This window comes from Pseudonocardia alni (genome assembly GCF_002813375.1).
Lineage (GTDB): Bacteria > Actinomycetota > Actinomycetes > Mycobacteriales > Pseudonocardiaceae > Pseudonocardia > Pseudonocardia alni.
In genome coordinates this window covers 4,166,338-4,188,436 of the sequence record NZ_PHUJ01000003.1, presented here as the reverse complement: position 1 = coordinate 4,188,436, position 22,099 = coordinate 4,166,338, and the positions used below count along the sequence as shown (strand labels likewise).

Here is a 22,099-nt window from a genome sequence, read left to right as displayed (position 1 = left end):
GAGTGCACGATCCGTGTCGGTGACAGCTCGGTCGCACGGGACCGGAACAACCTATCTGGGGAGTATCGGAACCGTCAGTGAAAGTGTACCCCGATAGGGTCACGAGATTTGTTTCGCCGGAATAACAGCGGTAGCTTTCTTGCAGTCGGTACGGGCTCCCCCTCGTCAGCGTGCCGGCACGCGTGAGACCGGCTTCGGGCGGACTCGAGACTCAACAGGAGAAAACTGTGCTGAAGAAGGCTGGAATCGTGGTTGCGGCCTCCGCCGCGTCCCTGCTCGCCCTGTCCCCGCTCGCCTTCGCCGGCGACAAGGACGGCGACCACGGCCACAAGGGCGGCCACCACCACGGTGCCGAGAACGTCATCGACAAGGACGCCAAGGGCCTCATCGCCGGCCTGAACGGCAACAACGTCAACGTGCCGGTCCAGGCCTGCAACAACAACGTTCCGGTCAACGTGCTGGGCGTGCAGGTCCCGGTCGAGGACGCCTCTGCCCTCAACGGCCTCACCGGCGCCCTGGGCATCCTGGGCGACGCCAAGGCCAAGTCCGGCGACTCGGTCACCGACCAGTCCGACAACTGCGGCCAGGAGGCCGGCGCCGGCGACTCGATCGGCTGATCTCCTCGCAGATCTGAGAATGCCCCGGAGCTTCTGCTCCGGGGCATTCTTGCGTTCCGATCCGGACCCACTCCCGGGTGACCGGGAATCCGTCGGGTCACCGTTTTCCGGACCATGGGGGATGTGTTCACCCCGTCGTGTCGATGCCGCCGGGCGGCACCCCGATCTCTCGGGCGCCTGACCACGCTCCGTACACGTAGCCCGCCTACGCTCGTGCCCGGCCGTCCTCGCACCCGCGGCCGTGCTGCGGCTCGGCGACACCCGCGCCCGGCGCGCCTCCTGCCGCCCGACCGCCGTCACGCCCGGCCGCCGTGAGGCCGATCGACTTCCCAGCGCCCCCGCACGCGCCTGCCGTCCAGCTGCCTCGCGGCCCTCGGTCACAACGTGCCCGTCGCCCGATTTCCCAGCGGCCTCGCACCCGACTGCCTCCGGTCACCCAGCGGCCCTCGTGGCCGACCGCCCCCGTGCCGACCGCCGACACCCCGGCCGTGCACGCCACGTCCGGCGCTCACGACCTCGCGCGAGATGCCGGACGCCGCCGTGAGCACCGGTTGTGGAGCGGAACATCCGCGTCGCGGACGCCTGACTCCACAACCGGTGATCATGTGAGCCCCCACCGCCCGGTCCGGGCCGAACCGGGTCGCCCGCACCGGTCCGGCACCTACGGCACCCCCGGCCGGCCCGCCGACCTCCGCCCCGCACCGGCACGGCCCACCCCCGAGTTCCGCTCCCGAGGCCCGCCCGGCTCGACCGTCCCGGCCGGCGCGGGCCTCGTCGGGGCCCGGCCGTCGGGGGTGGCCACCCGAGCGGCGGGCCGCACAGCAGGATCCCGGTGCCGCCGACACCAGTCAGACGTCTCCCCCGGACGGCTCCCACCCCGCTGCCCCGTCCGCCGCAGCGCCGACACGCCCGCACGCCACGCCGACCGCGCTGCGATTGCGGCGACGAATCCCCAGGTACACGAATGGTTCGCCGACTCCGCCGAAGAATTACGTAGGGTCAGATTGTCGAGCGCGAAAGCGTCCGTTAGATTGACACGCAGTCGATGCGGGCTCCCCGGTTCGAGCGTCGACAGGTACTGAGAGTTGCGCACCTTGGTCGGGCGCGCTCTCCGACTAACAGGAGACGGACTGTGCTGAAGAAGGCTGGAATCGTTGCCGCGGCCGGCGCCGCGTCGCTCGTCGCGCTGAGCCCGCTCGCGTTCGCGGGTGAGCACGGTGGCGACACCCACATCAAGGACAGCGGTAACACCAAGTCCCACGAGAGCTACTTCAGCGGCAACAAGGCCAAGGCCTCGACCGTGGAGGACTCCGAGGGTGTCGCGCAGAAGAACAGCGCCGGCCTGGTGAACCTGTCCAACAACAACATCAACGTCTCGCCGCAGGCCTGCGGGACCGCCCTCAACGGCAACAGCCTGGTCCAGGGCGCCCTGGGCGGTCTGTTCAGCGAGGCCTACAACAAGTCGGGCGTCGAGTCGGACAACAGCGTCGACTGCACCAACGCCGCCGACAACGGCGACAAGGTCGACATCGACGGTGGCAAGCACCACGGCGGTGACAAGTAAGACCTCGCGTCACCGACGCGCGGAAGGCCCCGGGAGTCCGCTCCCGGGGCCTTTCCCGTTTCCGGGGATCGCGATCCCTGTTTCCGGGGCTTCTATAACGAGTGAGTCGACCGGAAGTTACGGTCGATCTGAATTCATCCGCCGAAACGTCGGTGCCGTGCGCCGAAGTCGCGCAACGCCCGCAGGAAATCGACGCGGCGGAACTCGGGCCAGTAGGCCTCACAGAACCAGAACTCCGAATGGGCCGACTGCCACAGCAGGAACCCCGACAGCCGTTGCTCGCCACTGGTCCGGATGACGAGGTCCGGGTCGGGCTGTCCGGAGGTGTAGAGGTGCTCCGCGATGTGGTCGACGTCGAGCGATTCCGCGAGCTCCTCGATCGTCCGTCCCGCCTCCGCCTGGGTCAGCAGCATCTTGCGGACGGCGTCGGCGATCTCCTGGCGGCCGCCGTAGCCGACGGCGACGTTCAGCTGGATGCCCCCGCGGTCGCCGGTACGGGCGACCGCCGCGGTCAGCCGGTCGGCCAGGCTGCTCGGCAGCAACTCCATCGCGCCGACGACCCGCAGCCGCCACGGGGTGTCCGGGCCGGAGAGGTCGTCGACGACCCCGGCAATGATCTCCAGGAGGTCCTTGAGCTCCTCCGGAGAGCGGGTGTCCAGGTTGTCGGTGGACAGCAGGAACACCGTGACGACCTCGACGCCGGCCTCGGAGCACCAGCCGAGCATCTCGGCGATCTTCGCCGCGCCGGCACGGTGCCCCTCCGCGGGGTCGGCCAGACCCGCCTCCCGCGCCCAGCGGCGGTTGCCGTCGAGGATGAGCGCCACGTGCCTGGGCTGCTCGGCCCCCGCGATCTGACGCAGGATCCTGCGCTCGTACACCGTGTAGAGCAGGTCTCGGAGGGCCACGTACAGGGAGCCTAGTCCCGGGTGTGGTGTTCGTCCGCCGGACGGGACCCCTGCCGTCGCGACCCGTAACGTCGGGGTGCGTGAGCATCGCCCCGTCCGCCCCGCTCAAGCCCCGTATGCGGGGCTGGCTGCACCTGTGGAGCCTCGTCGGTTCCGTCTTCGCGTGCGCCGCGCTCGTCAGTGTCGCGGGGGCGCTCGTCGGGGCCTCCGCGGCCGCGGCCGCGGCCGTCTACACGCTGACCACGTTCGGCCTGTTCGGGATCAGTGCGCTGTACCACCGGCGCACCTGGGTCGACCCGGCCCGTCGACGACTGATGAAGCGCCTCGATCACTCGATGATCTTCCTGTTCATCGCGGGCACCTACACGCCGGTCTCGGTGCTGGCGCTCCCCGCGGCGACGGCCACCTGGGTGCTCGCCGTCGTCTGGGGCGGGGCGCTCGCCGGGGTCGCGCTCAAGCTCGCCTGGCCGACCGCGCCGGCCTGGGTCGGGGTGCCGATCTACGTCGCGCTCGGCTGGGTCGCGGTGTTCGTGCTGCCCGGACTGCTGGCCGGCGGTGGCGTGGCCGCGCTCGTGCTGCTGCTCGCCGGCGGGGCCCTCTACACCGTCGGCGCGGTCATGTACGCGCTACGACGGCCCGACCCGTGGCCCGCGACGTTCGGCTACCACGAGTTCTTCCACGCCGCGACGGTGTTGGCCTGGGCCTGCCACCACGTCGCGATCTGGCTGGTCCTGCTGCGCTGACCCGGTGCTTCCGCGGGTCGGCGACTCAGGAGCGGGCCGGTCCCGGCTCACCGCGGTCGGTCGCGGTCCCGGATGCGGTGCCGGCCGGGTCGGATCCGCCTTCCGCGGTGTCCTCACCGTCGAAGGACTCCGGGAGCCGGGTGATCCGCTTGCTCATGTTGCGGATGAGGAAGACCGTCGCGAGCAGCAGGAGCAGCACGATCGCCAGCCCGGCGGGGGCCGCGTTGCCGAACTCGGGCAGCTGCCCGGGGGGCGGGGGCCGGTCCTGCATCGGGACGAGCAGGCCCGTCACGACCTGGTTCACCACAGCCGTCACGTTCTCGACCTGCACCGCCACGCGCCTCCGTACTCCGGTTCCCGGATCACCGGCACCACCCCGCAGCTGCGGGAGGGGCCGGTGACCAGGCTACCCGCGGAGCCCGCGTGCCCTCATCCGGCGCGACGGCGCTCCCCGCCGATCTCGACGGGGATGCCGGCGAACAGGTCGTCCTCCGGGACCTCGGTGTCGACCAGGGACTGGACCAGCTCGTAGTCCTCGGTGGGCCACACCCGGGCCTGCACCTCGAGCGGGGTGAAGAAGAACCTGCTGTCCGGGTCGATCTGAGTGGCGTGTGCACGCAGCGCGTCGTCGCGCCGGCCGAACCAGTCCGAGCACGGGACCTTGGTGGTCACCCGGGTGCCGGGGTCGGGCCGGTCGCTCTTCCAGTTCTCCAGCCACTCCGCATACGGCGACTCCTGGCCGGACTCGACGATGGCGTTGTGGAAGGCCTCCAGCCGGGCCTTGGAGAAGCCGTGGCCGTAGTAGAGCTTCATCGGCTGCCACGGAGCCCCGGCCTCCGGGAAGCGTGCCGGGTCGCCCGCGGCCTCCCAGGCCGCCATCGAGATGACGTGGGTGCGGATGTGGTCCGGGTGCGGGTAACCACCGTTCTCGTCGTAGGTGACGATCACGTGCGGGCGGAACTCGCGGATGACCTTCACCAGGGCCGCGGTCTGCTCCTCGACGTCACCCAGGGCGAAGCAGCCCTCGGGCAGCGGGGGCTTCGGATCGCCCTCGGGCAGGCCGGAGTCGACGAAGCCCAGCCAGACGTGCTGCACGCCGAGGATCTCGGCGGCGCGGGCCATCTCGGCGTTGCGGACCGCGGTCATGTTCTCCAGGACGTCCGGCCGGTCCATCGCGGGGTTCAGGATGCTGCCCCGCTCACCACCGGTGCAGGTCACGACCATGACCTCGTGACCCTCGTCGACGTACCGGGCGGTGGTCGCCGCGCCCTTCGACGACTCGTCGTCGGGGTGGGCGTGCACCGTCATCAACCGGGGACGCTCGCCGGGCGCCGGCGGCTGGACCGGGCGCAGGGCGGACGGGGTGTACTGCGTAGCCATCGGGGCGGGTTCCTCCACGGTCACCGGACTCGGGTCCCGCACCGGTCGGCTGCCGGCGGCGGGCGGCGAGGTCGTGCTCAGGGACGATCCTGGCAGAGGGGACCGACAGGAACCGCGCCGAGCACGGGCTCCGGCATCGGCAACGCCGTCACCCGCACGATCTGTTCCCGCCGGGGCACCCGTCTGCGACGGACGGTTGACGCCGACGCGACCGGGGCGGTGGTGCGGCCACCGACAACCCCGTCACCTGCGAATATTCCTCGACGGGGAACTATCCGGTACGCGCGCCCGTTCACCGAAAGGCTGCGATGAGCGGCACGCTCCGTGGTAAGGTGAGCCCTACACGACCCGCAGGCGGGTCGTGTTTTTCCTTACTCGGGGCGTGCCGCTCGGAGCCGCCACCCCCGTGTGCCCGCCGGGCGCCAGGCGTCCCGGCGGTGACACGTCCTGTTTTCCTGGAGGAGTTGATGACGGTGACGGACACCCAGGCCACCTGGCTGACCCAGGACGCCTACGACCGGCTGAAGGCCGAGCTGGACGGGTTGATCGAGAACCGGCCCGTCATCGCCGCGGAGATCAACGCCCGCCGCGAGGAGGGCGACCTGAAGGAGAACGGCGGCTACCACGCGGCGCGCGAGGAGCAGGGTCAGCAGGAGGCCCGGATCCGTCAGCTGCAGGAGCTGCTGCGCACCGCCCAGGTCGGCACGGCGCCGTCCAGCTCCGACGAGGCCTCCCCCGGCACCGTCCTCGAGATCCGCTACGAGGACGACGACGAGGCCGAGAAGGTCCTGCTCGGCTCGCGCGAGGAGGGCAGCCACGGCGACCTGCAGGTCATCTCCCCGAACTCCCCGCTCGGCGCGGCGCTGCTCGGCGCGAAGCCGGGCGACACCCGCGAGTACCAGCTGCCCGACGGCGGAACCATGAAGGTGACGCTGGTGTCGGTGGAGGCCTTCACCGGCTGACCCACGACCACCCGCGGAACGGGCCCGGCCGGTCGGCCGGGCCCGTTCGCGTGTCGGAGCCGGTCGAGCGTGTCGGAACCGGTCCGGGCGGTCGGAGCGGGCCGGGGCGGGTCAGGGCGTGGCGACGGAGTGCCCGGCCTCGCGCAGGTCGGCGACGATGGCGTCGCGGTGCTCGGGCCCCCGCGTCTCCACGCTGAGCTCCACGTCGACCTCCCCCACCGCGAGCGTGCCCCTGATCCGCGAGTGCGCGACGTCGGTGACGTTGGCCCCGAGCCGACCGACCCGGGCCAGGAGCTCGGCGAGCGCGCCGGGGCGGTCGGGCATCCGCAGGTGCAGCGTGAGGTAGCGGGACGAGGCGACCAGCCCGTGCCGGATGACCTGCAGCAGCACGAGCGGGTCGACGTTGCCGCCGGACAGCACGCACACGACCGGCCCCGGCCAGCGGTCGGGCTGCTCCATCAGCGCGGCGACGGACGCGGCACCGGCCGGCTCGACGAGCATCTTCGCCCGTTCCAGGCAGTGCAGCAGTGCCGCGGACAATGCGTCCTCCGACACCGTGACCATCTCGTCGATCAGGCTGCTGACCTGGGCGAACGTGACGTCGCCCGGGCGGCCGACGGCGATCCCGTCTGCCATCGTGCGCATCCCGCCGACCGGCATCGGCTCGCCGGCCGCCAACGACGACGGCCAGGCCGCGGCACCTGCGGCCTGCACCCCGACGATCCGGACGTCCGGGCGGGCGGCGCGCAGGACCGCGGCGGTCCCGCCGAGCAGGCCACCACCGCCCGCGGAGATCAGCACGGTGCCGGCGTCGGGGACCTGGTCGAGGATCTCGCAGCCGACGGTGCCCTGCCCGGCGATGATGTCGGGGTGGTCGAAGGGGTGCACGAACACCGCACCCGACCGTTCGGCGGCCGCGGTGGCGGCCGTGACGGCCTCGTCGACGGTGCGGCCGGTGAGCACGACCTCGGCGCCGTAGCCGCGGGTCGCGTCGACCTTGGGCAGGGCCGCCCGCTCGGGCATGTACACGGTGGCGCGCACGCCCAGCAGCCGTGCGGCGAGCGCGACGCCCTGGGCGTGGTTGCCCGCCGACGCCGCGACGACGCCACCTGCACGTTCGTCGTCGGAGAGGCGGGCGATGCGGGTGTAGGCACCGCGGATCTTGAACGAGCCCGTGCGCTGCAGGTTCTCGCACTTCAGACCGACCCGGGAGCCGGTCAGGTCGGACAGGGCGCGGGCACCGGCGACGGGCGTGGTGCGCACGACGCCGGAGAGCAGTTCGCGGGCGCAGAGCACGTCGTCGGCGGTGACCGGGGGGATGACGGGGGCGGCCATCCCGGCAGTCTCGCACCGCCCCGGGTAACCTCGCCGATGTCTCACCGGGCGTGACGTCTCCTGCGCGCCCGGTGTCGGGAGGGACTCGCGAATGACGCGTCTGCGCACGACAGCACCGCTGCTGCTGGCCGCCGGACTGGCCGCGCTCGCGGTGGCGACCGTGCACGACGCGGGCTGTGCCGACCCGGGCCGCTACGAGGCCCGCGGCGACGGCACGTGGTCGCTGGTCGGCGGCTGCGTGGACCCGGGTGACCTGGTCATCCCACCACCGCCGGTGGTCCAGCCCCCCGCGCCGTCGCCGGAGCAGTCGCGCAGCTGAGCCCGCCGGGCGGCGCTACCGGGCCGCGTCCAGCGCGGCCCGCAGGTCGTCGAGAAGGTCGTCGGCGTCCTCGATGCCGACCGACAGCCGGACCAGCGAGTCCGGCACCTCGAGCATCGATCCCGCGGTCGAGGCGTGGGTCATCTCGCCCGGGTGCTCGATCAGCGACTCGACCCCGCCCAGCGACTCGGCGAGGGTGAACAGCCGGGTGCCCGCGCAGATCCGCAGGGCCGCGTCGCGCCCGCCCGCGGCGAGGAACGACACCATCCCGCCGAACCGGCGCATCTGCTTGGCCGCGACCTCGTGGCCGGGGTGCCCGGGCAGGCCCGGGTAGAGCACCGAGGCCACCGCGGGGTGCGCGGAGAGCATCTCGGCGACGCGCTCGGCGTTGTCGCAGTGGCGCTCCATGCGCACCGCGAGGGTCTTCGCGCCGCGCAGGGTCAGCCATGCGTCGAACGGGCCGGGCACCGAGCCGGTGGAGTTCTGGACGAACGCGATCTGCTCGGACAGTGCGTCGTCGTCGGTGACCAGTGCACCGCCGACGACGTCGGAGTGGCCGCCGACGTACTTGGTCGTGGAGTGCACGACGACGTCGGCGCCCAGCGCCAGCGGCGTCTGCAGGTACGGGGAGGCGAAGGTGTTGTCGACGACGAGCCGCGCGCCCGCCTCGTGCGCCACCCCGGCCAGCACCGCGATGTCGGCGATGCCGAGCAGCGGGTTGGTCGGGGTCTCGCACCACACGACCCTGGTCGTGGGCCGCAGCGCCGCGCGCAGGGCGTCGTGGTCGGCGAGGTCGACCGGGGTGTGCTCGACGCCGAACCCGGACAGCACCTTGTCCACCAGCCGGAACGTGCCGCCGTAGGCGTCGTGCGGGATGACCAGGTGGTCACCGGGCTTGAGCAGGATCCGCAGCAGCGTGTCCGTCGCCCCCATCCCGGAGCCGAACGCGTGCGCGTGCCGGCCGCCCTCCAGGGCGGCGAGCTGGTCCTGCAGCACGGTCCGGGTCGGGTTGGCGCTGCGGGAGTACTCGTACCCCCCGCGGGTCCCGCCGACGCCGTCCTGGGCGTAGGTCGAGCTGGTGTGGATCGACGTCGTGACCGCGCCGGTCGTCGGGTCCGGGACCTGGCCGGCGTGGATCGCGCGCGTGGAGAAGCCCTGCATGGACGCCGAGGCTACTCCCGGCGCCCGTGCGGGCCGGATCAGGCGTTGCCGCCGAGGAAGGCGATCACGTCGGACCGGGTGACGACGCCCGCGGGCTTGCCGTCCTCCAGCACCAGCGCGGCGTCGGCCTTGGCGAAGGCCTCCATCGCGTCCTGCACCGACTCGCCGGCGCCGAGGGTCGGCAGCGGCTCGGACATGTGGTCCTCGAGCCGGTCCGAGAGCTTGGCCCGCCCGGTGAACAGCGCGTCGAGCAGGTCGCGCTCGCTGACCGACCCGGCGACCTCGGCCGCCATGACCGGCGGCTCCGCCTTGACCACCGGCATCTGGGAGACACCGAACTCACGCAGGTAGAGCGCGGCGTCGGCGACGGTCTCGTTGGGGTGTGCGTGCACCAGCGCGGGCAGCGCGCCGTCCTTGCGCCGCAACACGTCGCCGATGGTCGCGCCCTGCGACGGCGGGAGGAAGCCGTAGCTCGCCATCCAGCGGTCGTTGAAGACCTTGCCGAGGTAGCCGCGGCCACCGTCGGGCAGCAGCACGACGACCACCGCGTCCGCGGGCAGCGTCGCGGCGACCCGCAGGGCGGCGACGGTCGCCATCCCACAGGAACCGCCGACGAGCAGCGCCTCCTCACGGGCGAGGCGGCGGGTCATCTCGAAGGAGTCGGCGTCGGAGACGGCGACGATCTCGTCGCAGACCTCGCGGTCGTAGGTGGTCGGCCAGAAGTCCTCGCCGACGCCCTCGACCAGGTAGGGACGCCCGGTGCCGCCGGAGTAGACCGAGCCCTCCGGGTCGGCGCCGATGATCCGCACGGCGCCGTTCGACTTCTCCTTGAGGTACCGCCCGATGCCCGAGATGGTGCCGCCGGTGCCGATCCCCGCCACGAAGTGGGTGATCCGGCCCTCGGTCTGCTGCCAGATCTCCGGGCCGGTCGAGTGGTAGTGCGACTCGGGGTTGGCCGGGTTCGCGTACTGGTTGGGCTTCCAGGCGCCCTCGATCTCGCGGACCAGCCGGTCGGAGGTCTGGTAGTAGGAGTCGGGGTGCTCGGGGTCGACCGCCGTCGGGCACACCACGACCTCGGCGCCGTAGGCCTTGAGGACGTTGCGCTTGTCCTCCCCGACCTTGTCCGGGCACACGAACACGCACTGGTAGCCCTTGCGCTGGGCGACCATCGCCAGCCCGACCCCGGTGTTGCCCGAGGTCGGCTCGACGATCGTGCCGCCCGGGCGCAGCTCACCGGAGGCCTCGGCGGCCTCGACCATCCGCAGGGCGATGCGATCCTTCACCGATCCACCGGGGTTCAGGTACTCGACCTTGGCCAGGACCGGCGGGGCGATGCCCTCGGCCGTCGCTCCCAGCCGGACGAGGGGCGTGTTCCCGACCAGATCGACGACGTGCTCGACGTAGCGCATGCACGCATCCTCCCACCGCTCACTCGCGCAAGACCTCGTGCATCCCGCCACCGGGGGTCCACCAGCGCACCACGAGACGGTTCCGCTCGTCGTTGAGCCCGGTCCAGACGACCTCGGTGAGATCGACGCGGAACGCGTCCCCGGTGACCGGCCCGGACAGCGGGCCCTGCAGCACCGCCCGGCCCGACACCTTCAGGTCGCCGTCCCCGAGGTCCCCGCCGGACTGGTCGGCCGGTGCGGCGTGCAGCGCGAACCGCGGGTCCCGCCGCAGGTCGGAGCCCTTCCGGGCGCCCGGCATCGACCCGAAGGAGAGCTCGGTGTCACCGCCGGCGTCGTCCAGCACCACCTCGATCCCGGAGACGCGCGGTGCCCCGTCGGCGCGCAGCGTCGCGATCACGAGCGCGATCCCCCGCCGCAGGATCCGCTCGGACAGATCGGCGAACGCGGGCTCGGCCCGCCGGAAGTCTCCCCACGACGTCATGGACCAGAGCATGCCGCGGACCCCTGACGGTTTCGTCACGCCGTCTCCCGAACATCGGTTACCGACAAGTACGGTCTGGTCGAGAGGTACCTGCGATGGAGGAGGACGTCCCATGCCCGAAGCCGTGATCGTCGCCGCGGCCCGGTCCCCGATCGGCCGCGCCAACAAGGGCTCCCTGGCCGGGATGCGCCCGGACGACCTGACCGTGCAGATGGTCCGCGCCGCCCTGGGCCAGGTCCCGCAGCTGGACCCGGCCGAGATCGACGACCTGATGCTCGGCTGCGGCCTGCCCGGTGGGGAGCAGGGCAACAACCTGGCCCGGATCGTCGCGATCCAGCTCGGCTACGACTCGCTACCCGGCACCACCATCACCCGGTACTGCTCGTCGTCGCTGCAGACGACCCGGATGGCGCTGCACGCGATCAAGGCCGGTGAGGGCGACGTGTTCGTCTCCGCCGGTGTCGAGACCGTCTCCCGCTTCTCCCGCGGCACGTCGGACTCCTGGCCGGACACGCACAACCCGCTGTTCGCCGACGCCGAGGCCCGCACCGCCGAGACCGCGGAGAAGGGCACCGAGACCTGGACCGACCCGCGCGACCAGAGCCTCCTGCCGGACGCCTACATCTCCATGGGACAGACCGCGGAGAACCTGGCGCGGTACAAGGACGTGTCCCGCGACGACATGGACCGCTTCGCGGTGCAGTCGCAGAACCGTGCGGAGAAGGCCATCGCCGACGGCTTCTTCGCGCGCGAGATCACCCCGGTGACGCTGCCCGACGGCACGGTCGTCGACACCGACGACGGCCCCCGCCCCGGCACCACCTACGACAAGATCTCGCAGCTCAAGCCCGTCTTCCGCCCGGACGGCCGGATCACCGCCGGCAACGCGTGCCCGCTCAACGACGGCGCCGCCGCCCTGGTGATCATGTCCGACACGAAGGCCGAGCAGCTCGGCGTCACGCCGCTGGCCCGGGTCGTCTCGACCGGTGTCACCGGGCTGTCGCCGGAGATCATGGGCTACGGCCCGGTCGAGGCCTCCCAGCAGGCGCTGCGGCGCGCCGGGCTCACCATCGACGACATCGACCTGGTCGAGATCAACGAGGCCTTCGCCGCGCAGGTGCTGCCCAGCGCCCGCGACCTGGGCATCGACGAGGCCAAGCTGAACGTGCACGGCGGCGCGATCGCGCTGGGCCACCCGTTCGGCATGACCGGCGCCCGCATCACGACGACCCTGATGAACGGCCTGCGCAGCACCGGCGGCCGCTACGGGCTCGAGACGATGTGCGTCGGCGGCGGCCAGGGCATGGCGCTGGTGATCGAGAACCTCGCCTGACCCCACGGCGCCCACGAACGGGCCGGTCCGCCTCGCGCGGGCCGGCCCGTCGGCGTCACGGGGTCAGGCGGCGTGGCCGGGCGGGTCGATGCGCACGCCGGTGGCCTCGATGTCGGCCTCGGTCCGCAGCCGGGCGAACTCCCGGTCGGCGTCGAGCGCGCCCTGGGTCCCGCCCGCCTCGACGTGGGCGCGCAGCGGCGGGTCCTCGACGCCGACGGCCCGGCAGACGTCGAGCAGGACGTCGTCGTAGGCGGCCAGCAGCGCCAGGCGCCGGACCCGGGTGGCCGGCTGCGGCCCGCGGCGCAGCCGGTCGAGGCGGCGCAGATCGGCGACGAGCCGTTCCAGCGGCGGCCCGATCGGACGCGACGGAGCCGGGCGGCGGTGCCGCGCGGCGACCCGGCGCACCAGGCGGGGCAGGCGCACCAGCAGCCCCACGAGCACCGCGGGCCCGAACGCGATCCCCAGGAGGATGGCGATCCCGGTGACGACCGGGTCGTTCCCGGGCACGACACCGACGCTACGACTCCCGGCCCCGCCGGGCCACCCCCGGACACGACGACGCCGCGGACACCTGAGGTGTCCGCGGCGCGCGCGACCGGAGGGGGCGATTCCGGCCGCACCCGGCCCTCACGGGCCGGGTCGTGGGTGGCCGGTCAGTCCTGGCGCAGGTAGCTGAGCAGGCGCAGGATCTCGATGTAGAGCCAGACGATCGTGGTCATCAGGCCGAACGCGAGGTACCAGGAGTACTTCGCCGGAACACCGGCCTTGACCGCGTTGTCCGCGGCGTCGAAGTCGAGCAGCAGGCTGAACGCCGCCACGCCGATCACGACGATGCTGAACAGGATGGCCAGCGGGCCGCCGTCACGGAGGCCGAAGCCACCCTCGGTGAAGAAGCTCGCGACCAGGTTGGCCAGCATGAGGACGACGACGCCGATCAGCGCGCCCATCATCCACTTGGTGAACCGTGGGGTGACCCGGACGGCACCGGTCTTGTAGACGACCAGCATCCCGAAGAACACACCGGCGGTGCCGATCACGGCCTGGACGCCGATGCCCCGGAGGTTCGGGTCCATCTGCATGAACCCGGTGATGCCGCCGAGGGCGACACCCATCGAGCCGGAGTAGAGCAGCGTCAGGACGGCGCTGGGCTTCTGCCTGAAGATGACGATCAGGGACACGACGAGCCCGACGATGAACGCGGGCAACGCCAGGATGTAGAGACCCGACAGCACGGTCAGGGTGCCCGCGACCAGAGCCAGGGCAGCGCTGATGGCGGTCTTCTGGACGACGTCGTCGACCGTGATCGGCCGGCCCGTGTCCTGCGTGGCCTGGGTCGGGTCGACGTAGGACGACTGGGAGCCGGCCATGGCGGCGCCCCCGCCCATCATGCCGCCACCCGAGCGGTCGAACGTGGCGTAGCCGCCCTGCTTCTGTGTGGGCAGGTTGCGGAACGCCGGGTTGCTCGTGGAGCGCACCTGGATCCTCCTCGACGGACGTGTGCGGGGCCCACCTCTGGCAGGCCCTCACACGTGTGCAACGCCGAGGGAGCGCCGGGGGTTCCCGCTGGTAAAAGAAAATTTACCGCGTCCGGGGCGTCCGGCGTCAGTCCCGTCTCCCACACCGGGCGATGATCACCCTCCCGGGCGTCTCACCTGCGGGAACGTGGACGTCGGCGGCAGCGGTTCGGCACGCACCGCCGGCATCTCGGGCGTGGTGTCGACGCGACGATCGTCGGCGGTGTCGGCGCGCCCGTCGGACAGCGGCGCGTCACCGCGCATCTCCGCGCGGATCAGCGCGGGCCAGCGTCCGACCGAGCCGAGCGCGGCCACCGCGGCACGGCGACCCGCGGGACTGGCCAGGGCGGCGACGACGACGAGCAGCGCGACGGCGACGACGACCACGCTGCCGGAACCCGGAGCGAACACGGGCGTACCTCCTCGCAGAAGCGGGCGCCCGGCCGGGGGCAGCCGGACCCACCCTCGCGTCGTACAACGATCCCGTGGCAGGTCGGTCACGGGCCGTCACCTCGCAGCGGGCGCACCCGGGCGGGCCGCACTACTGTCGGCGCCTCCGGCGACGACACCTCCGTCGCCCCCAGTGAAAGGACGGTCCGGACATGTGGGCCCTGCTCTCCCGGCACCTGCGCGTATGGCTGCTCCTGGCGGTCGGTGCACCGCTGCTGGCCTGGCTCCTGGGCAAGATCGGCGACGCCGTCGAGCGCCGCCGCGGCCCCAACACCCTCAGCAAGCTGACCCGCTCGGGCCGCCGCTACCTGGAGCGGCGCACCCGGGGACCGCTGCGCCGCCACGAGCAGACCGACCCGGAGCGGCTCGCCCGCTGACGGGTCCCGCTCCGGTACCGGACGACTCAGGCCGGCAGGACCCGGCGCAGGCCCCAGCCGCGCCGGCGGGCGGGGCGCCGCGACGTCACCTCCGCCGGTGGCGTCGGATCGAGCTGCACGCAGCGGCCGCACGGGGTCCCGGCGACGTCGATCAGCGGGGCCGGGGACACCAGGTGGCCACACAGGGCCGCATACCGGCCGGTCCGCATCGAGTGCGGTGCGCAGAGTTCCGAGTCGGTCACCTTGTGTGCACGACCGTCGAGAACGGACGTCACCGTGAGGACGTCGGGTCCGCCGGCCTCGTTCATCCGTCCGGCGGTCACGACGACAGCCACCCGGCGGCAGATCCGTGCGTCGACCGGCGCATTCACGGGCCCCCTCAGCGTGTCGGTGCTTCCATCGTCACGGATGACACGTGCGGATGCAAGATCGCTTGCACAGTCTTTCGACACTCTCCGCAGTCAAACGGACGCAGCGGACACACCCGGAGGTCCCCATGCCCCACCCGAACGGCACGCGCGCAGCAGATCTCGGCCCCGTGACGTGGCGCCGCCCCGCCGGCGGGCGGAACGTGGAGTTCGCCGTACTGGACGACGGCCAGGTCGCGGTCCGCAACGCCCGCGACCCCGACGGCCCGGTGCTCGTCTACACCCCGGCCGAGATCTCCGCGTTCGTCGACGGTGCCAAGAAGGGCGAGTTCGACGACATGGTCGACCCCTTCCGCGACTGAGCCGGGCTCACGGCAGCAGCGGGTCCGCCTCGCGCCACAGCCGGGCGACGACCTCGGACGCCGGGTCGGTCGTCGCACGTCCGGCGGCCTGCCCGGCCCAGTGGTTGACCCGGTCGACCGCGCCGGGCTCGCCCGCGCGGTAGCGGGCCACCAGGCGTCGCTGATGGGGGTAGGGCGCCGGGGCCGGGGCGCCCGGCACGGTCCAGGCGCGGACGTAGTCGGTGGCGATGCCGCGGGCCAGCCGGCCGGTGTAGGCACGGGTCGTCGTCGTGCCGGTGGGGTCGAGGCCGTCGAGCCGGGCGGACCAGCCGTCGTCGATCCCGGCCTCGGGGCAGCGCAGCAGCGCCGTCCCCACCTGCACCGCGCTCGCGCCGAGGGTGAGCGCGGCGGCCAGGGCCCGGCCGTCCCCGATCGCACCGGCGGCGACCACCGGGACACCGACGGCGTCGGCCACCCACGGGACGAGCGCGAGCAGCCCGACCGAGACGGCCTCGGCGTCGGCGGGGTCGGTGGTCCCGCGGTGCCCGCCGGCCTCCATGCCCTGCACGACGACGGCGTCGGCCCCCGCCCGCTCCGCCGCGATGGCCTCGGTGCGGGTCGTGACCGTCGCGAACCAGGCGCAGCCCGCACCGTGCACCGCGGCGACCTGCTCGGCCGTGAACAGCCCCATGATCGTCGAGACGACCGCGGGCCGGGCGGCCAGGACGGCGACGAGCTGGTCGGAGAACGACGGTCCGGGGCCGCCGGCCGGTGCGGGTGTGCCGCCCAGGCTGTCGAGGTAGGCGGTCTGCAGGCCCACGTCGTCGTCGGCGGGCGGGTCGGGGATCCACAGGTTGAGCTGGAACGGCGCGGTCCCGGCGAGCGCGCGGAAGCGGGCGGCCCAGTCGGCGATCGCCTCCGGGGTGTCGTTCACGACGCCCGCGGCACCCATGCCGCCCGCCGCGGCGACCGCGGCCGCCAGCTCCGGTGGGCAGGCCCCGGCCATCGGGGCCTCCAGGACGGGCACCCCCAGTCCGTGGCGTGTGCAGAAGGACTCGGCCCGGCTCCGTGCGCTCACCGCCCTGAGTGTGCCATTCCACCGCGGGTGGACCGGGGCGCCGCGGACGGGAAGGATCGGCCCCGTCCCCGCCCCGCAGTGCGAAGGAGCCCGCTCCCCCTCATGACCGGACCCTCGTTCCTCGAGCAGCTGCGTGCGCACGCCCCCGAGCTGCTGCCCTCGCACCTCCCGCGCGACCCCGCCCAGCGGGTCCCGGCCGACCTGGACGTCCCGCACGGCACCACGATCATCGCCCTGACCTGGGCCGACGGCGTGCTGCTCGCCGGTGACCGGCGCGCCACGTCCGGCAACCTGATCGCACAGAAGGACCTGGTGAAGGTCGTCGGCATCGACGACACCTCCGCCGCCGGGTTCGCCGGGTCGGTCGGGCACGCGTTGCAGATGCTGACGATGTTCGCGGCCGAGGTGGAGCAGTACGAGAAGGTCGAGGGCGCGCCGATCAGCCAGGACGGCAAGGTCCGCAGGCTGTCGAGCATCGTGCGGGAGAACCTGGGCGCGGCGATGCAGGGCTTCGTCGCGCTGCCGCTGTTCGTCGGCTACGACCCGACCGACCCCGACCCGGTCCGCATCGTCACCTACGACCCGACCGGCAGCATCAAGCGCGCCCGGTCCGGCTACGTCGGCATCGGGTCCGGCTCGCAGTTCGCCGAGGCGTCGCTGAAGAAGCGGCACGATCCGGGCGTCGACCGGGCCGGCGCGATCGCGCTCGCGGTCAACGCGCTGTGGGACGCCGCCGACGACGACACCGCCACCGCGGGCCCCGACCTCACCCGGGCGATCTTCCCGAACCTGATCACGGTGACCGCCGACGGCGTCGAGGAGATCGGTGTCGACGAGGTCCGGGCGGCGACCGAGCGGATGCTCGCCGAGCGGGCGGAGCGTCCCGGCGGCTGATCCGGGTCAGGGCCGGGGCGGGCCGCCGGCCCGGCCGATGACTTCCTCGACGACCGGACCCTTGGCGTCGGCGTAGAGGTTCATGTCGGCCCGCTCCCGTCCGGTGAGGCCGCGCTTGTGCGCCTCGTAGCGCGCCCGCTCGTCGTCGTGGGCGCGGAGCCGGTCGCGGAACACCAGGTAGCGCGTGATCTCAGGACTGCCCTGCGCGTAGCGGTGCAGGTTCACCGGCAGGTCCCCGACGGCGCCGAGCATGCGGGCAGACTGCCTCGGTGTCCACGCTGCGCTCGGTCGCCCCGGTCTTCGCCACCACCGCTCTCGACCGGTGGCTGGACCACTACCGGGCGCTCGGGTTCACCGTCGAGCGCTACGGCTCGCCGCGGCAGGACTGACCGGATCAGCCCGCCTTCTCCCGCCGGTCGACCACCACGACCACGACCGCGGTGACCACGAGCAGGACCGCGGGGTAGGCCCACGGCAGCGCCGGCGAGTCGCCGACCACGAAGGACCACAGGCCGATCCGGCCGGTGACCAGGTACTGCAGCAGCGGGATCACGCCGAGGACCACCCCGAGGAACCCGGCGACGTTCTGTGCCGTCTTCACATGCCCTCCCCAGATTGCAATGCGCTCGCATTGCAACAGTGTGCGGCTCGAGTTGTCAATGCGACCGCATTGCTACGGTGACGTCGTGCCCCGCTCCGTCGACCACGACACCCGCCGCTCCGAGATCGCCGACGCCGTGCTCGCGCTCGTCGCACGGTCGGGCACCGAGGCGGTCTCGCTGCGCTCGGTCGCAGCCGAGGCCGGCATCTCGATGGGCCGTGTCCAGCACTACTTCGCCAGCAAGGACGCACTGCTGCTGCACGCCCTGGACCGGTCGCACCGGCAGATGGAGGAGCGGATCGAGACCAGGGCCCGGGCTGTGGGCGGCGGCGACCGGACCGTCCTCGCGACGATCCTCGACGAGCTGCTCGGTGAGCATCCGCGGACCCGTGACGCGCTGCGCATCCACGCCGCCTTCGCCACCCGCGAGGTCGACGAGCGCGCGCGGGCGATCCTCACCGACGGCGACGACGAGATCCGTGCCCTCGCCGTCCGGGTCGTCGGCGACGCCGGGTCGGCCGACCCCGACACCGACGCGCACGCCCTGCTCGCCCTGACCGCGGGGCTCAGCACGGAGGTCGCGCTGCACGGCGCCCCCGTCGACCGCGCCCGGCGGACCCTGACCGCGATGCTCGACCGGCTCGCTCCCGCCACGGCGCGCGGACCGGCCGGCGACCCGGAATGATCCGGGCGGTGCGCCCCTGGTTCCCGCTCCTCGCCGGCTCGGTGTTCTACGCGTTCGCCCTGGTGTGGGCGGCCGGTGAGCTCCCCGAGGACCGGGTGCCGCTGCACTTCGACCCCACGGGCGTGCCGACCGCGTTCGGCAGCCGCGCCTGGTTCCTGACGCTCGGCACGCTGTTCGGGCTGCTCGTCGCCGGGATCGGCGCCGGGCTCTACCGCCTGGTCGCGACCGGCTCGCTGGCACGGGTGTCGGTGCCGCACCGCGACTACTGGACGGCGCCGCAGCGGATCGGACGGCTGCGCCACATGCTCGCCGAGGACATGGGCCGGACCTTCGGCGCGACCCTGTTCCTGCTCACCGTGGTCCCGGTGACGGCGGTGTACGCCACCCGCACAGATCCGCCGAGGCTGCCGGTCGGAGCGGTCTGGGTGGTGCTGGCGCTGCTGGTCGCCGGGATCGTCGGGTACTGCGTCTACCTGGCGCGGTACCGGTACCGCCCGGCCTGAGCGCCCGTGATCACCGGTTGTGGAGCGCAGCGACCGCCTCGCGAACGCTCCGCTCCACGACCGGTGATCACGCGTCGGTGACGGGCCGGCGCAGGATGGTGCGCAGCTTCTCCGGGCGGTCCGGCGGGGGTCGCCGAGGCAGCTCTCGTGGTGGCGGCCGGTCATGCGCAGCCCGTTTCCACCGTCGTGGACACGAGCCCGTCCTGGCGAAGGTGCGCGCGGCACGGGAAGGTGCTGCGATGGCACGGATCGGACCGGGGGACGTCACCCTCACCATGGCCGACCTGCGGGTCGTGACCCGGTTCGCCGCGGAGTGCGCCGCCGAGGCCCTCCCCCTGTTCGACGCGCCCGACGACGGCCGCCCCCGCGCGGCGCTCGCCGCGGCGTGGGCCTTCGCCGACGGCGCCGAGCGGTCGCGGCTGCAGCGGGTGACCGCCGTCGACGCTGCGCGGGCGGCGAAGGACGCCCACACCCCGGCCGGCAGGCACGCCGCACTGGCCGCCGCCGACGCCGCCGCGTCCGCCTACCTGCACCCACTGGCGAAGGCCACCCAGGTCGGGCACATCCTGCGCGCGGCAGCCCACGCCGCCCACGCCGTCGAGCTGGCCGACGGCGACGCGCCCCGCAGCGGCGACGCGCAGCTCGACCGTGCCCGGCGGCGCGCGACACCGGAGCTGGTCGACGTCCTGTGCCGCTACCCGCGCGCGGCGGCCGGCCGCAGCCGCGTCGCCGCGCTGACCACCGCACTGGACGACGCGCTGCGCGACCGATGAGTGCGGGGCCGCGCGGCGGTCTCTCCTGCCATCTCCTCGGTCGGCGACGCCTGACGCTCACGCGCCGCGGGCGACCCCGGCGAGTGCGGCCTTCGCGAACGCCTCAGGCTGCTCGACGTGCACGAGGTCCCCGGCGCCGTCGACGGCCCCGGTGCGCAGTCCGGGGACGACGGCGGCGACGCGGCGGTGCAGATCGGCGTACCACCCGATGCTCCGCCCGCCGAGCAGGACGGTTACCGCAGGGGCGTCCTCACCGAGCGCCTCTCCCCCGCCTGAGGTGTCCGGCGCGGGTCAGCGGACGCGCTGATAGCGCAGGTGCACGGTCCCGCCGTCGAACACGCGCTGCTCGACCAGGCGCAGCCGCAGGTCCGCCCCGAGCGGCAGGTACCGCTTCCCGCCGCCGAGGACGACCGGCACCACCCGCGGGCGGAACTCGTCGACCAGGTCCAGCAGCGACGCGGCCAGACCGGGCCCGCCCACGGCCAGCTCGCCGTCGGTCTCCTCCTTCAGCCGGGCCACCTCCTCCAGGGCGTCGGCCCGGCGGACGAGACGGCACCCGGGCGCGACGGAGGTCAGCGAGTCGGAGAACACCACCCGGGGGATCGCGGTGTAGAGGTGCGCGAACTCCGCCTCCACCGGGTGGCCGTCCGCCCGCTCGGGGGCGGTCCAGAAGTCCTCCATGATGTCGTAGAGGTTGCGGCCGAACAGGAACACCGACGTCGCCCGGGTCTGGTCGTTGGACAGGCGGTGCACCTCCTCGTCGGGGTCGCCGAAGGCGATGCTGCCGGTGGGGTCCTCGACGAAGCCGTCGAGGGACATGCTCATGGAGTAGCTGAGGAAACCCACGGGCGTCAGACCTTCCGGTTCCAGAACTGGTGGATGCGCCCACTCGGCGAGGCGACCGACTCGACCGTGAACCGGTCCTCGACTCCCTTCAGCCCCTCCCACGGGGACACCCCACGCCCCAGCACGATCGGCAGGATCACCACGTGCATGACGTCGACCAGGTCGGCGTCGAGGAACTGCCGGATCGTCGAGGGTCCCCCACCGAGTCGCACGTCCAGGTCGCCCGCGGCCTTCTGCGCGACCGTCAGCACTTCCTGCGCCGACCCGTCGACGAAGTGGAAGCTCGTCCCGTTCGCGAACTCGATCGGCGGCCGCGGGTGGTGGGTCATGACGAACACCGGGGTGTGGAACGGGGGCTCGTCGTCCCACCAGCCCTGCCAGCCGTCGTCGGTCCAGGGGCCGGTCTGCGGGCCGAACTTGCGCCGCCCCATGATCTCGGCGCCGATGCCCTGGGCCCACGTGCTGGTCAGGGCGCGGTCCAGGGTGACGGGGGCGTCCACCCCGCCGATCCCGTGGATGAACCGCCCGTCGAACCCGGCGAAGAGCCGTCCGGCGTCGCCGATCGGGGCGTCGAGGGTCACGTGGTCGCCGGCGGCGTAGCCGTCGAGCGAGATGAACAGGTTGTGCACCCGGGTGCGGGGCATGGGGCCTCCTCGGTGAACGCGCGGACCGCGTCGCGACGGTGGACCGCCGGGGGCGGCGGAACTCATCGGTCGACGCGGGTCCGGCTGCTGGCCGGCGTCGTCCGGGACCGGCTCGTCGTCGAGGCGGGGCGCGGTCCGGCACGGGCCGACGCCCGGATGACCGAGACGGAGCGCATCGTGGACACCGTCGTGGCCGGACCGGCCGGGCAGCACCGCGTCCTCGGACGAGCTGCTCACCCCGTTGACGCCGGACCGGTGGGGCCGGCCGGTCCCGGACCGTCGCGAGTGCAGGCATCGACGAGCCCGCGCAGAGCCCGTGACCCTGCCGGTTGCTCAGGAGCCGATCGCGACGATCCGGGTGACGACGAGCGTCACGAGCCGGTCCCCGGGGTGGATCGCGGCCAGTACGGCTCCGACGGTGGCGCGTACGGAGGTCACCGACGGCCCGGACGCTCGTCGAGGTGGACGGTGACGGCGTCCCCGGCCTGCTTGCCGATCATCGTCCGCACCGCCGCGGTCACGGGCAGCTTGTGCGTCCCGTCGCCGAGCGCCATGACGGAGCTCTGGAACGGGTGGCCGTCGATCGTGCCCGGACCTTGACCGGGCCGCGGGTGGCGAAGAACTCGGCCGACCAGTCGGTGCGCAGGTAGACCCACCCGCCCGGCGCATCGCTCTTCTCGAGCGTGGCGGTGAACGTGTGGTCGAGGGCGTGGGAGGCGACGGGATCGCTCGTCGGGTCTCCTTGTCGGGTGGCTGTCCGCGGGTCTGCCCGATCTGGACGACAGCACCACCGCCGCCCGGGATCGTGCGTGTGCC

The 22,099-nt window shown here is 73.1% G+C and carries 29 protein-coding genes and 1 pseudogene; 13 read left to right on the top strand and 17 right to left on the bottom strand.

Annotated features, from left to right (window positions below):
* Positions 1 to 227 precede the first annotated feature (227 nt).
* A complete protein-coding gene (locus tag ATL51_RS20775) occupies positions 228 to 617 on the top strand; it encodes a hypothetical protein (protein WP_073577686.1) in 390 nt (129 codons plus the stop codon).
* A gap of 1,132 nt (positions 618 to 1,749) precedes the next feature.
* A complete protein-coding gene (locus tag ATL51_RS20770; protein WP_208623042.1) occupies positions 1,750 to 2,181 on the top strand; it encodes a hypothetical protein in 432 nt (143 codons plus the stop codon).
* A gap of 134 nt (positions 2,182 to 2,315) precedes the next feature.
* Here ATL51_RS20770 and ATL51_RS20765 read toward each other — a convergent pair whose 3' ends face one another.
* Entirely contained in the window at positions 2,316 to 3,086 is a 771-nt protein-coding gene (locus tag ATL51_RS20765; protein WP_073577684.1) for an isoprenyl transferase, read from the bottom strand.
* A 116-nt stretch (positions 3,087 to 3,202) separates the two neighbouring features.
* Here ATL51_RS20765 and trhA point away from each other — a divergent pair, with 116 nt between their 5' ends.
* On the top strand, positions 3,203 to 3,829 hold the full coding sequence (gene trhA / locus ATL51_RS20760; protein WP_100880844.1) for a PAQR family membrane homeostasis protein TrhA: 627 nt from the start codon (positions 3,203 to 3,205) through the stop codon (positions 3,827 to 3,829).
* Positions 3,830 to 3,854: 25 nt separating this feature from the next.
* On the opposite strand, the gene ATL51_RS20755 is transcribed toward trhA, so the two are convergent.
* The gene (locus ATL51_RS20755; protein WP_083658998.1) at positions 3,855 to 4,166 is read right to left on the bottom strand and encodes a hypothetical protein; all 312 of its coding nucleotides are present in this window, start codon (positions 4,164 to 4,166) and stop codon (positions 3,855 to 3,857) included.
* 92 nt (positions 4,167 to 4,258) lie between these two features.
* Positions 4,259 to 5,209, bottom strand: a complete 951-nt coding sequence (mca, locus tag ATL51_RS20750; protein ID WP_392567377.1) for a mycothiol conjugate amidase Mca — start codon at positions 5,207 to 5,209, stop codon at positions 4,259 to 4,261.
* 473 nt (positions 5,210 to 5,682) lie between these two features.
* Here mca and greA point away from each other — a divergent pair, with 473 nt between their 5' ends.
* Positions 5,683 to 6,171: a transcription elongation factor GreA gene (greA, locus tag ATL51_RS20745; RefSeq protein WP_174565910.1), complete on the top strand. Its 489-nt coding sequence runs from the start codon at positions 5,683 to 5,685 to the stop codon at positions 6,169 to 6,171.
* Between the two features lie 111 nt (positions 6,172 to 6,282).
* Here greA and ilvA read toward each other — a convergent pair whose 3' ends face one another.
* The gene (gene ilvA, locus ATL51_RS20740; protein ID WP_301549112.1) at positions 6,283 to 7,506 is read right to left on the bottom strand and encodes a threonine ammonia-lyase; all 1,224 of its coding nucleotides are present in this window, start codon (positions 7,504 to 7,506) and stop codon (positions 6,283 to 6,285) included.
* Between the two features lie 91 nt (positions 7,507 to 7,597).
* Here ilvA and ATL51_RS20735 point away from each other — a divergent pair, with 91 nt between their 5' ends.
* Positions 7,598 to 7,825: a hypothetical protein gene (locus ATL51_RS20735; RefSeq protein WP_073577681.1), complete on the top strand. Its 228-nt coding sequence runs from the start codon at positions 7,598 to 7,600 to the stop codon at positions 7,823 to 7,825.
* A gap of 15 nt (positions 7,826 to 7,840) precedes the next feature.
* Here the strand turns inward: ATL51_RS20735 and ATL51_RS20730 are convergent, their stop codons facing one another.
* The 3 genes from ATL51_RS20730 to ATL51_RS20720 are packed head-to-tail and all read right to left on the bottom strand — an operon-like array spanning position 7,841 to position 10,876.
* Positions 7,841 to 8,986 carry a cystathionine gamma-synthase gene (locus ATL51_RS20730; RefSeq protein ID WP_100879651.1) on the bottom strand — a complete coding sequence of 382 codons (1,146 nt, stop codon included), beginning with the start codon at positions 8,984 to 8,986 and terminating at the stop codon, positions 7,841 to 7,843.
* 38 nt (positions 8,987 to 9,024) lie between these two features.
* A complete protein-coding gene (locus ATL51_RS20725) occupies positions 9,025 to 10,395 on the bottom strand; it encodes a cystathionine beta-synthase (RefSeq protein WP_100879650.1) in 1,371 nt (456 codons plus the stop codon).
* A 19-nt stretch (positions 10,396 to 10,414) separates the two neighbouring features.
* Positions 10,415 to 10,876 (bottom strand): pyridoxamine 5'-phosphate oxidase family protein, encoded by a 462-nt coding sequence (locus ATL51_RS20720; protein WP_073577678.1) that lies wholly within the window; start codon positions 10,874 to 10,876, stop codon positions 10,415 to 10,417.
* A gap of 112 nt (positions 10,877 to 10,988) precedes the next feature.
* Between ATL51_RS20720 and ATL51_RS20715 the strand changes: the two genes are divergently transcribed.
* Positions 10,989 to 12,209 carry an acetyl-CoA C-acetyltransferase gene (locus tag ATL51_RS20715; RefSeq protein WP_100879648.1) on the top strand — a complete coding sequence of 407 codons (1,221 nt, stop codon included), beginning with the start codon at positions 10,989 to 10,991 and terminating at the stop codon, positions 12,207 to 12,209.
* A gap of 63 nt (positions 12,210 to 12,272) precedes the next feature.
* Here the strand turns inward: ATL51_RS20715 and ATL51_RS20710 are convergent, their stop codons facing one another.
* The 3 genes from ATL51_RS20710 to ATL51_RS20700 form a co-directional block, all read right to left on the bottom strand.
* Positions 12,273 to 12,716: a hypothetical protein gene (locus ATL51_RS20710; RefSeq protein ID WP_100879647.1), complete on the bottom strand. Its 444-nt coding sequence runs from the start codon at positions 12,714 to 12,716 to the stop codon at positions 12,273 to 12,275.
* A 146-nt stretch (positions 12,717 to 12,862) separates the two neighbouring features.
* The gene (locus ATL51_RS20705; protein WP_073577675.1) at positions 12,863 to 13,684 is read right to left on the bottom strand and encodes a Bax inhibitor-1/YccA family protein; all 822 of its coding nucleotides are present in this window, start codon (positions 13,682 to 13,684) and stop codon (positions 12,863 to 12,865) included.
* A 156-nt stretch (positions 13,685 to 13,840) separates the two neighbouring features.
* Entirely contained in the window at positions 13,841 to 14,134 is a 294-nt protein-coding gene (locus ATL51_RS20700) for a hypothetical protein (protein WP_100879646.1), read from the bottom strand.
* Positions 14,135 to 14,325: 191 nt separating this feature from the next.
* Between ATL51_RS20700 and ATL51_RS20695 the strand changes: the two genes are divergently transcribed.
* On the top strand, positions 14,326 to 14,550 hold the full coding sequence (locus ATL51_RS20695) for a hypothetical protein (protein WP_062400338.1): 225 nt from the start codon (positions 14,326 to 14,328) through the stop codon (positions 14,548 to 14,550).
* A gap of 26 nt (positions 14,551 to 14,576) precedes the next feature.
* Here ATL51_RS20695 and ATL51_RS28405 read toward each other — a convergent pair whose 3' ends face one another.
* Entirely contained in the window at positions 14,577 to 14,792 is a 216-nt protein-coding gene (locus tag ATL51_RS28405) for a hypothetical protein (RefSeq protein ID WP_139282976.1), read from the bottom strand.
* Between the two features lie 254 nt (positions 14,793 to 15,046).
* Between ATL51_RS28405 and ATL51_RS20685 the strand changes: the two genes are divergently transcribed.
* The gene (locus ATL51_RS20685; RefSeq protein WP_100879644.1) at positions 15,047 to 15,280 is read left to right on the top strand and encodes a DUF397 domain-containing protein; all 234 of its coding nucleotides are present in this window, start codon (positions 15,047 to 15,049) and stop codon (positions 15,278 to 15,280) included.
* 7 nt (positions 15,281 to 15,287) lie between these two features.
* On the opposite strand, the gene ATL51_RS20680 is transcribed toward ATL51_RS20685, so the two are convergent.
* On the bottom strand, positions 15,288 to 16,337 hold the full coding sequence (locus tag ATL51_RS20680; RefSeq protein WP_100879643.1) for an NAD(P)H-dependent flavin oxidoreductase: 1,050 nt from the start codon (positions 16,335 to 16,337) through the stop codon (positions 15,288 to 15,290).
* A 102-nt stretch (positions 16,338 to 16,439) separates the two neighbouring features.
* On the opposite strand from ATL51_RS20680, the gene prcB reads away from it, so the two are divergent.
* A complete protein-coding gene (prcB, locus tag ATL51_RS20675; protein ID WP_100879642.1) occupies positions 16,440 to 17,231 on the top strand; it encodes a proteasome subunit beta in 792 nt (263 codons plus the stop codon).
* 6 nt (positions 17,232 to 17,237) lie between these two features.
* Here the strand turns inward: prcB and ATL51_RS20670 are convergent, their stop codons facing one another.
* Positions 17,238 to 17,483, bottom strand: coding sequence for a GrpB family protein (locus ATL51_RS20670; protein ID WP_100879641.1), 246 nt, complete (start codon positions 17,481 to 17,483; stop codon positions 17,238 to 17,240).
* Between the two features lie 142 nt (positions 17,484 to 17,625).
* Positions 17,626 to 17,832, bottom strand: a complete 207-nt coding sequence (locus tag ATL51_RS20665) for a hypothetical protein (protein ID WP_100879640.1) — start codon at positions 17,830 to 17,832, stop codon at positions 17,626 to 17,628.
* Between the two features lie 85 nt (positions 17,833 to 17,917).
* On the opposite strand from ATL51_RS20665, the gene ATL51_RS20660 reads away from it, so the two are divergent.
* The 4 genes from ATL51_RS20660 (at position 17,918) to ATL51_RS28400 (ending at position 20,069) form a co-directional block, all read left to right on the top strand.
* A complete protein-coding gene (locus ATL51_RS20660; protein WP_301549111.1) occupies positions 17,918 to 18,517 on the top strand; it encodes a TetR/AcrR family transcriptional regulator in 600 nt (199 codons plus the stop codon).
* Positions 18,518 to 18,525: 8 nt separating this feature from the next.
* A complete protein-coding gene (locus ATL51_RS20655; protein WP_139282975.1) occupies positions 18,526 to 19,020 on the top strand; it encodes a DUF1648 domain-containing protein in 495 nt (164 codons plus the stop codon).
* A gap of 239 nt (positions 19,021 to 19,259) precedes the next feature.
* Positions 19,260 to 19,793, top strand: a complete 534-nt coding sequence (locus ATL51_RS20650; protein ID WP_073577665.1) for a putative immunity protein — start codon at positions 19,260 to 19,262, stop codon at positions 19,791 to 19,793.
* Between the two features lie 117 nt (positions 19,794 to 19,910).
* A complete protein-coding gene (locus ATL51_RS28400; RefSeq protein WP_157818469.1) occupies positions 19,911 to 20,069 on the top strand; it encodes a hypothetical protein in 159 nt (52 codons plus the stop codon).
* Positions 20,070 to 20,084: 15 nt separating this feature from the next.
* Here ATL51_RS28400 and ATL51_RS20645 read toward each other — a convergent pair whose 3' ends face one another.
* The 3 genes and pseudogenes from ATL51_RS20645 to ATL51_RS29920 form a co-directional block, all read right to left on the bottom strand.
* The gene (locus tag ATL51_RS20645) at positions 20,085 to 20,639 is read right to left on the bottom strand and encodes a dihydrofolate reductase family protein (RefSeq protein WP_100879638.1); all 555 of its coding nucleotides are present in this window, start codon (positions 20,637 to 20,639) and stop codon (positions 20,085 to 20,087) included.
* Positions 20,640 to 20,644: 5 nt separating this feature from the next.
* Positions 20,645 to 21,283 carry a dihydrofolate reductase family protein gene (locus ATL51_RS20640; RefSeq protein WP_100880840.1) on the bottom strand — a complete coding sequence of 213 codons (639 nt, stop codon included), beginning with the start codon at positions 21,281 to 21,283 and terminating at the stop codon, positions 20,645 to 20,647.
* Between the two features lie 434 nt (positions 21,284 to 21,717).
* Positions 21,718 to 21,986: pseudogene (locus ATL51_RS29920) on the bottom strand (DUF1905 domain-containing protein); the annotation flags it as partial.
* Positions 21,987 to 22,099: the final 113 nt, after the last annotated feature.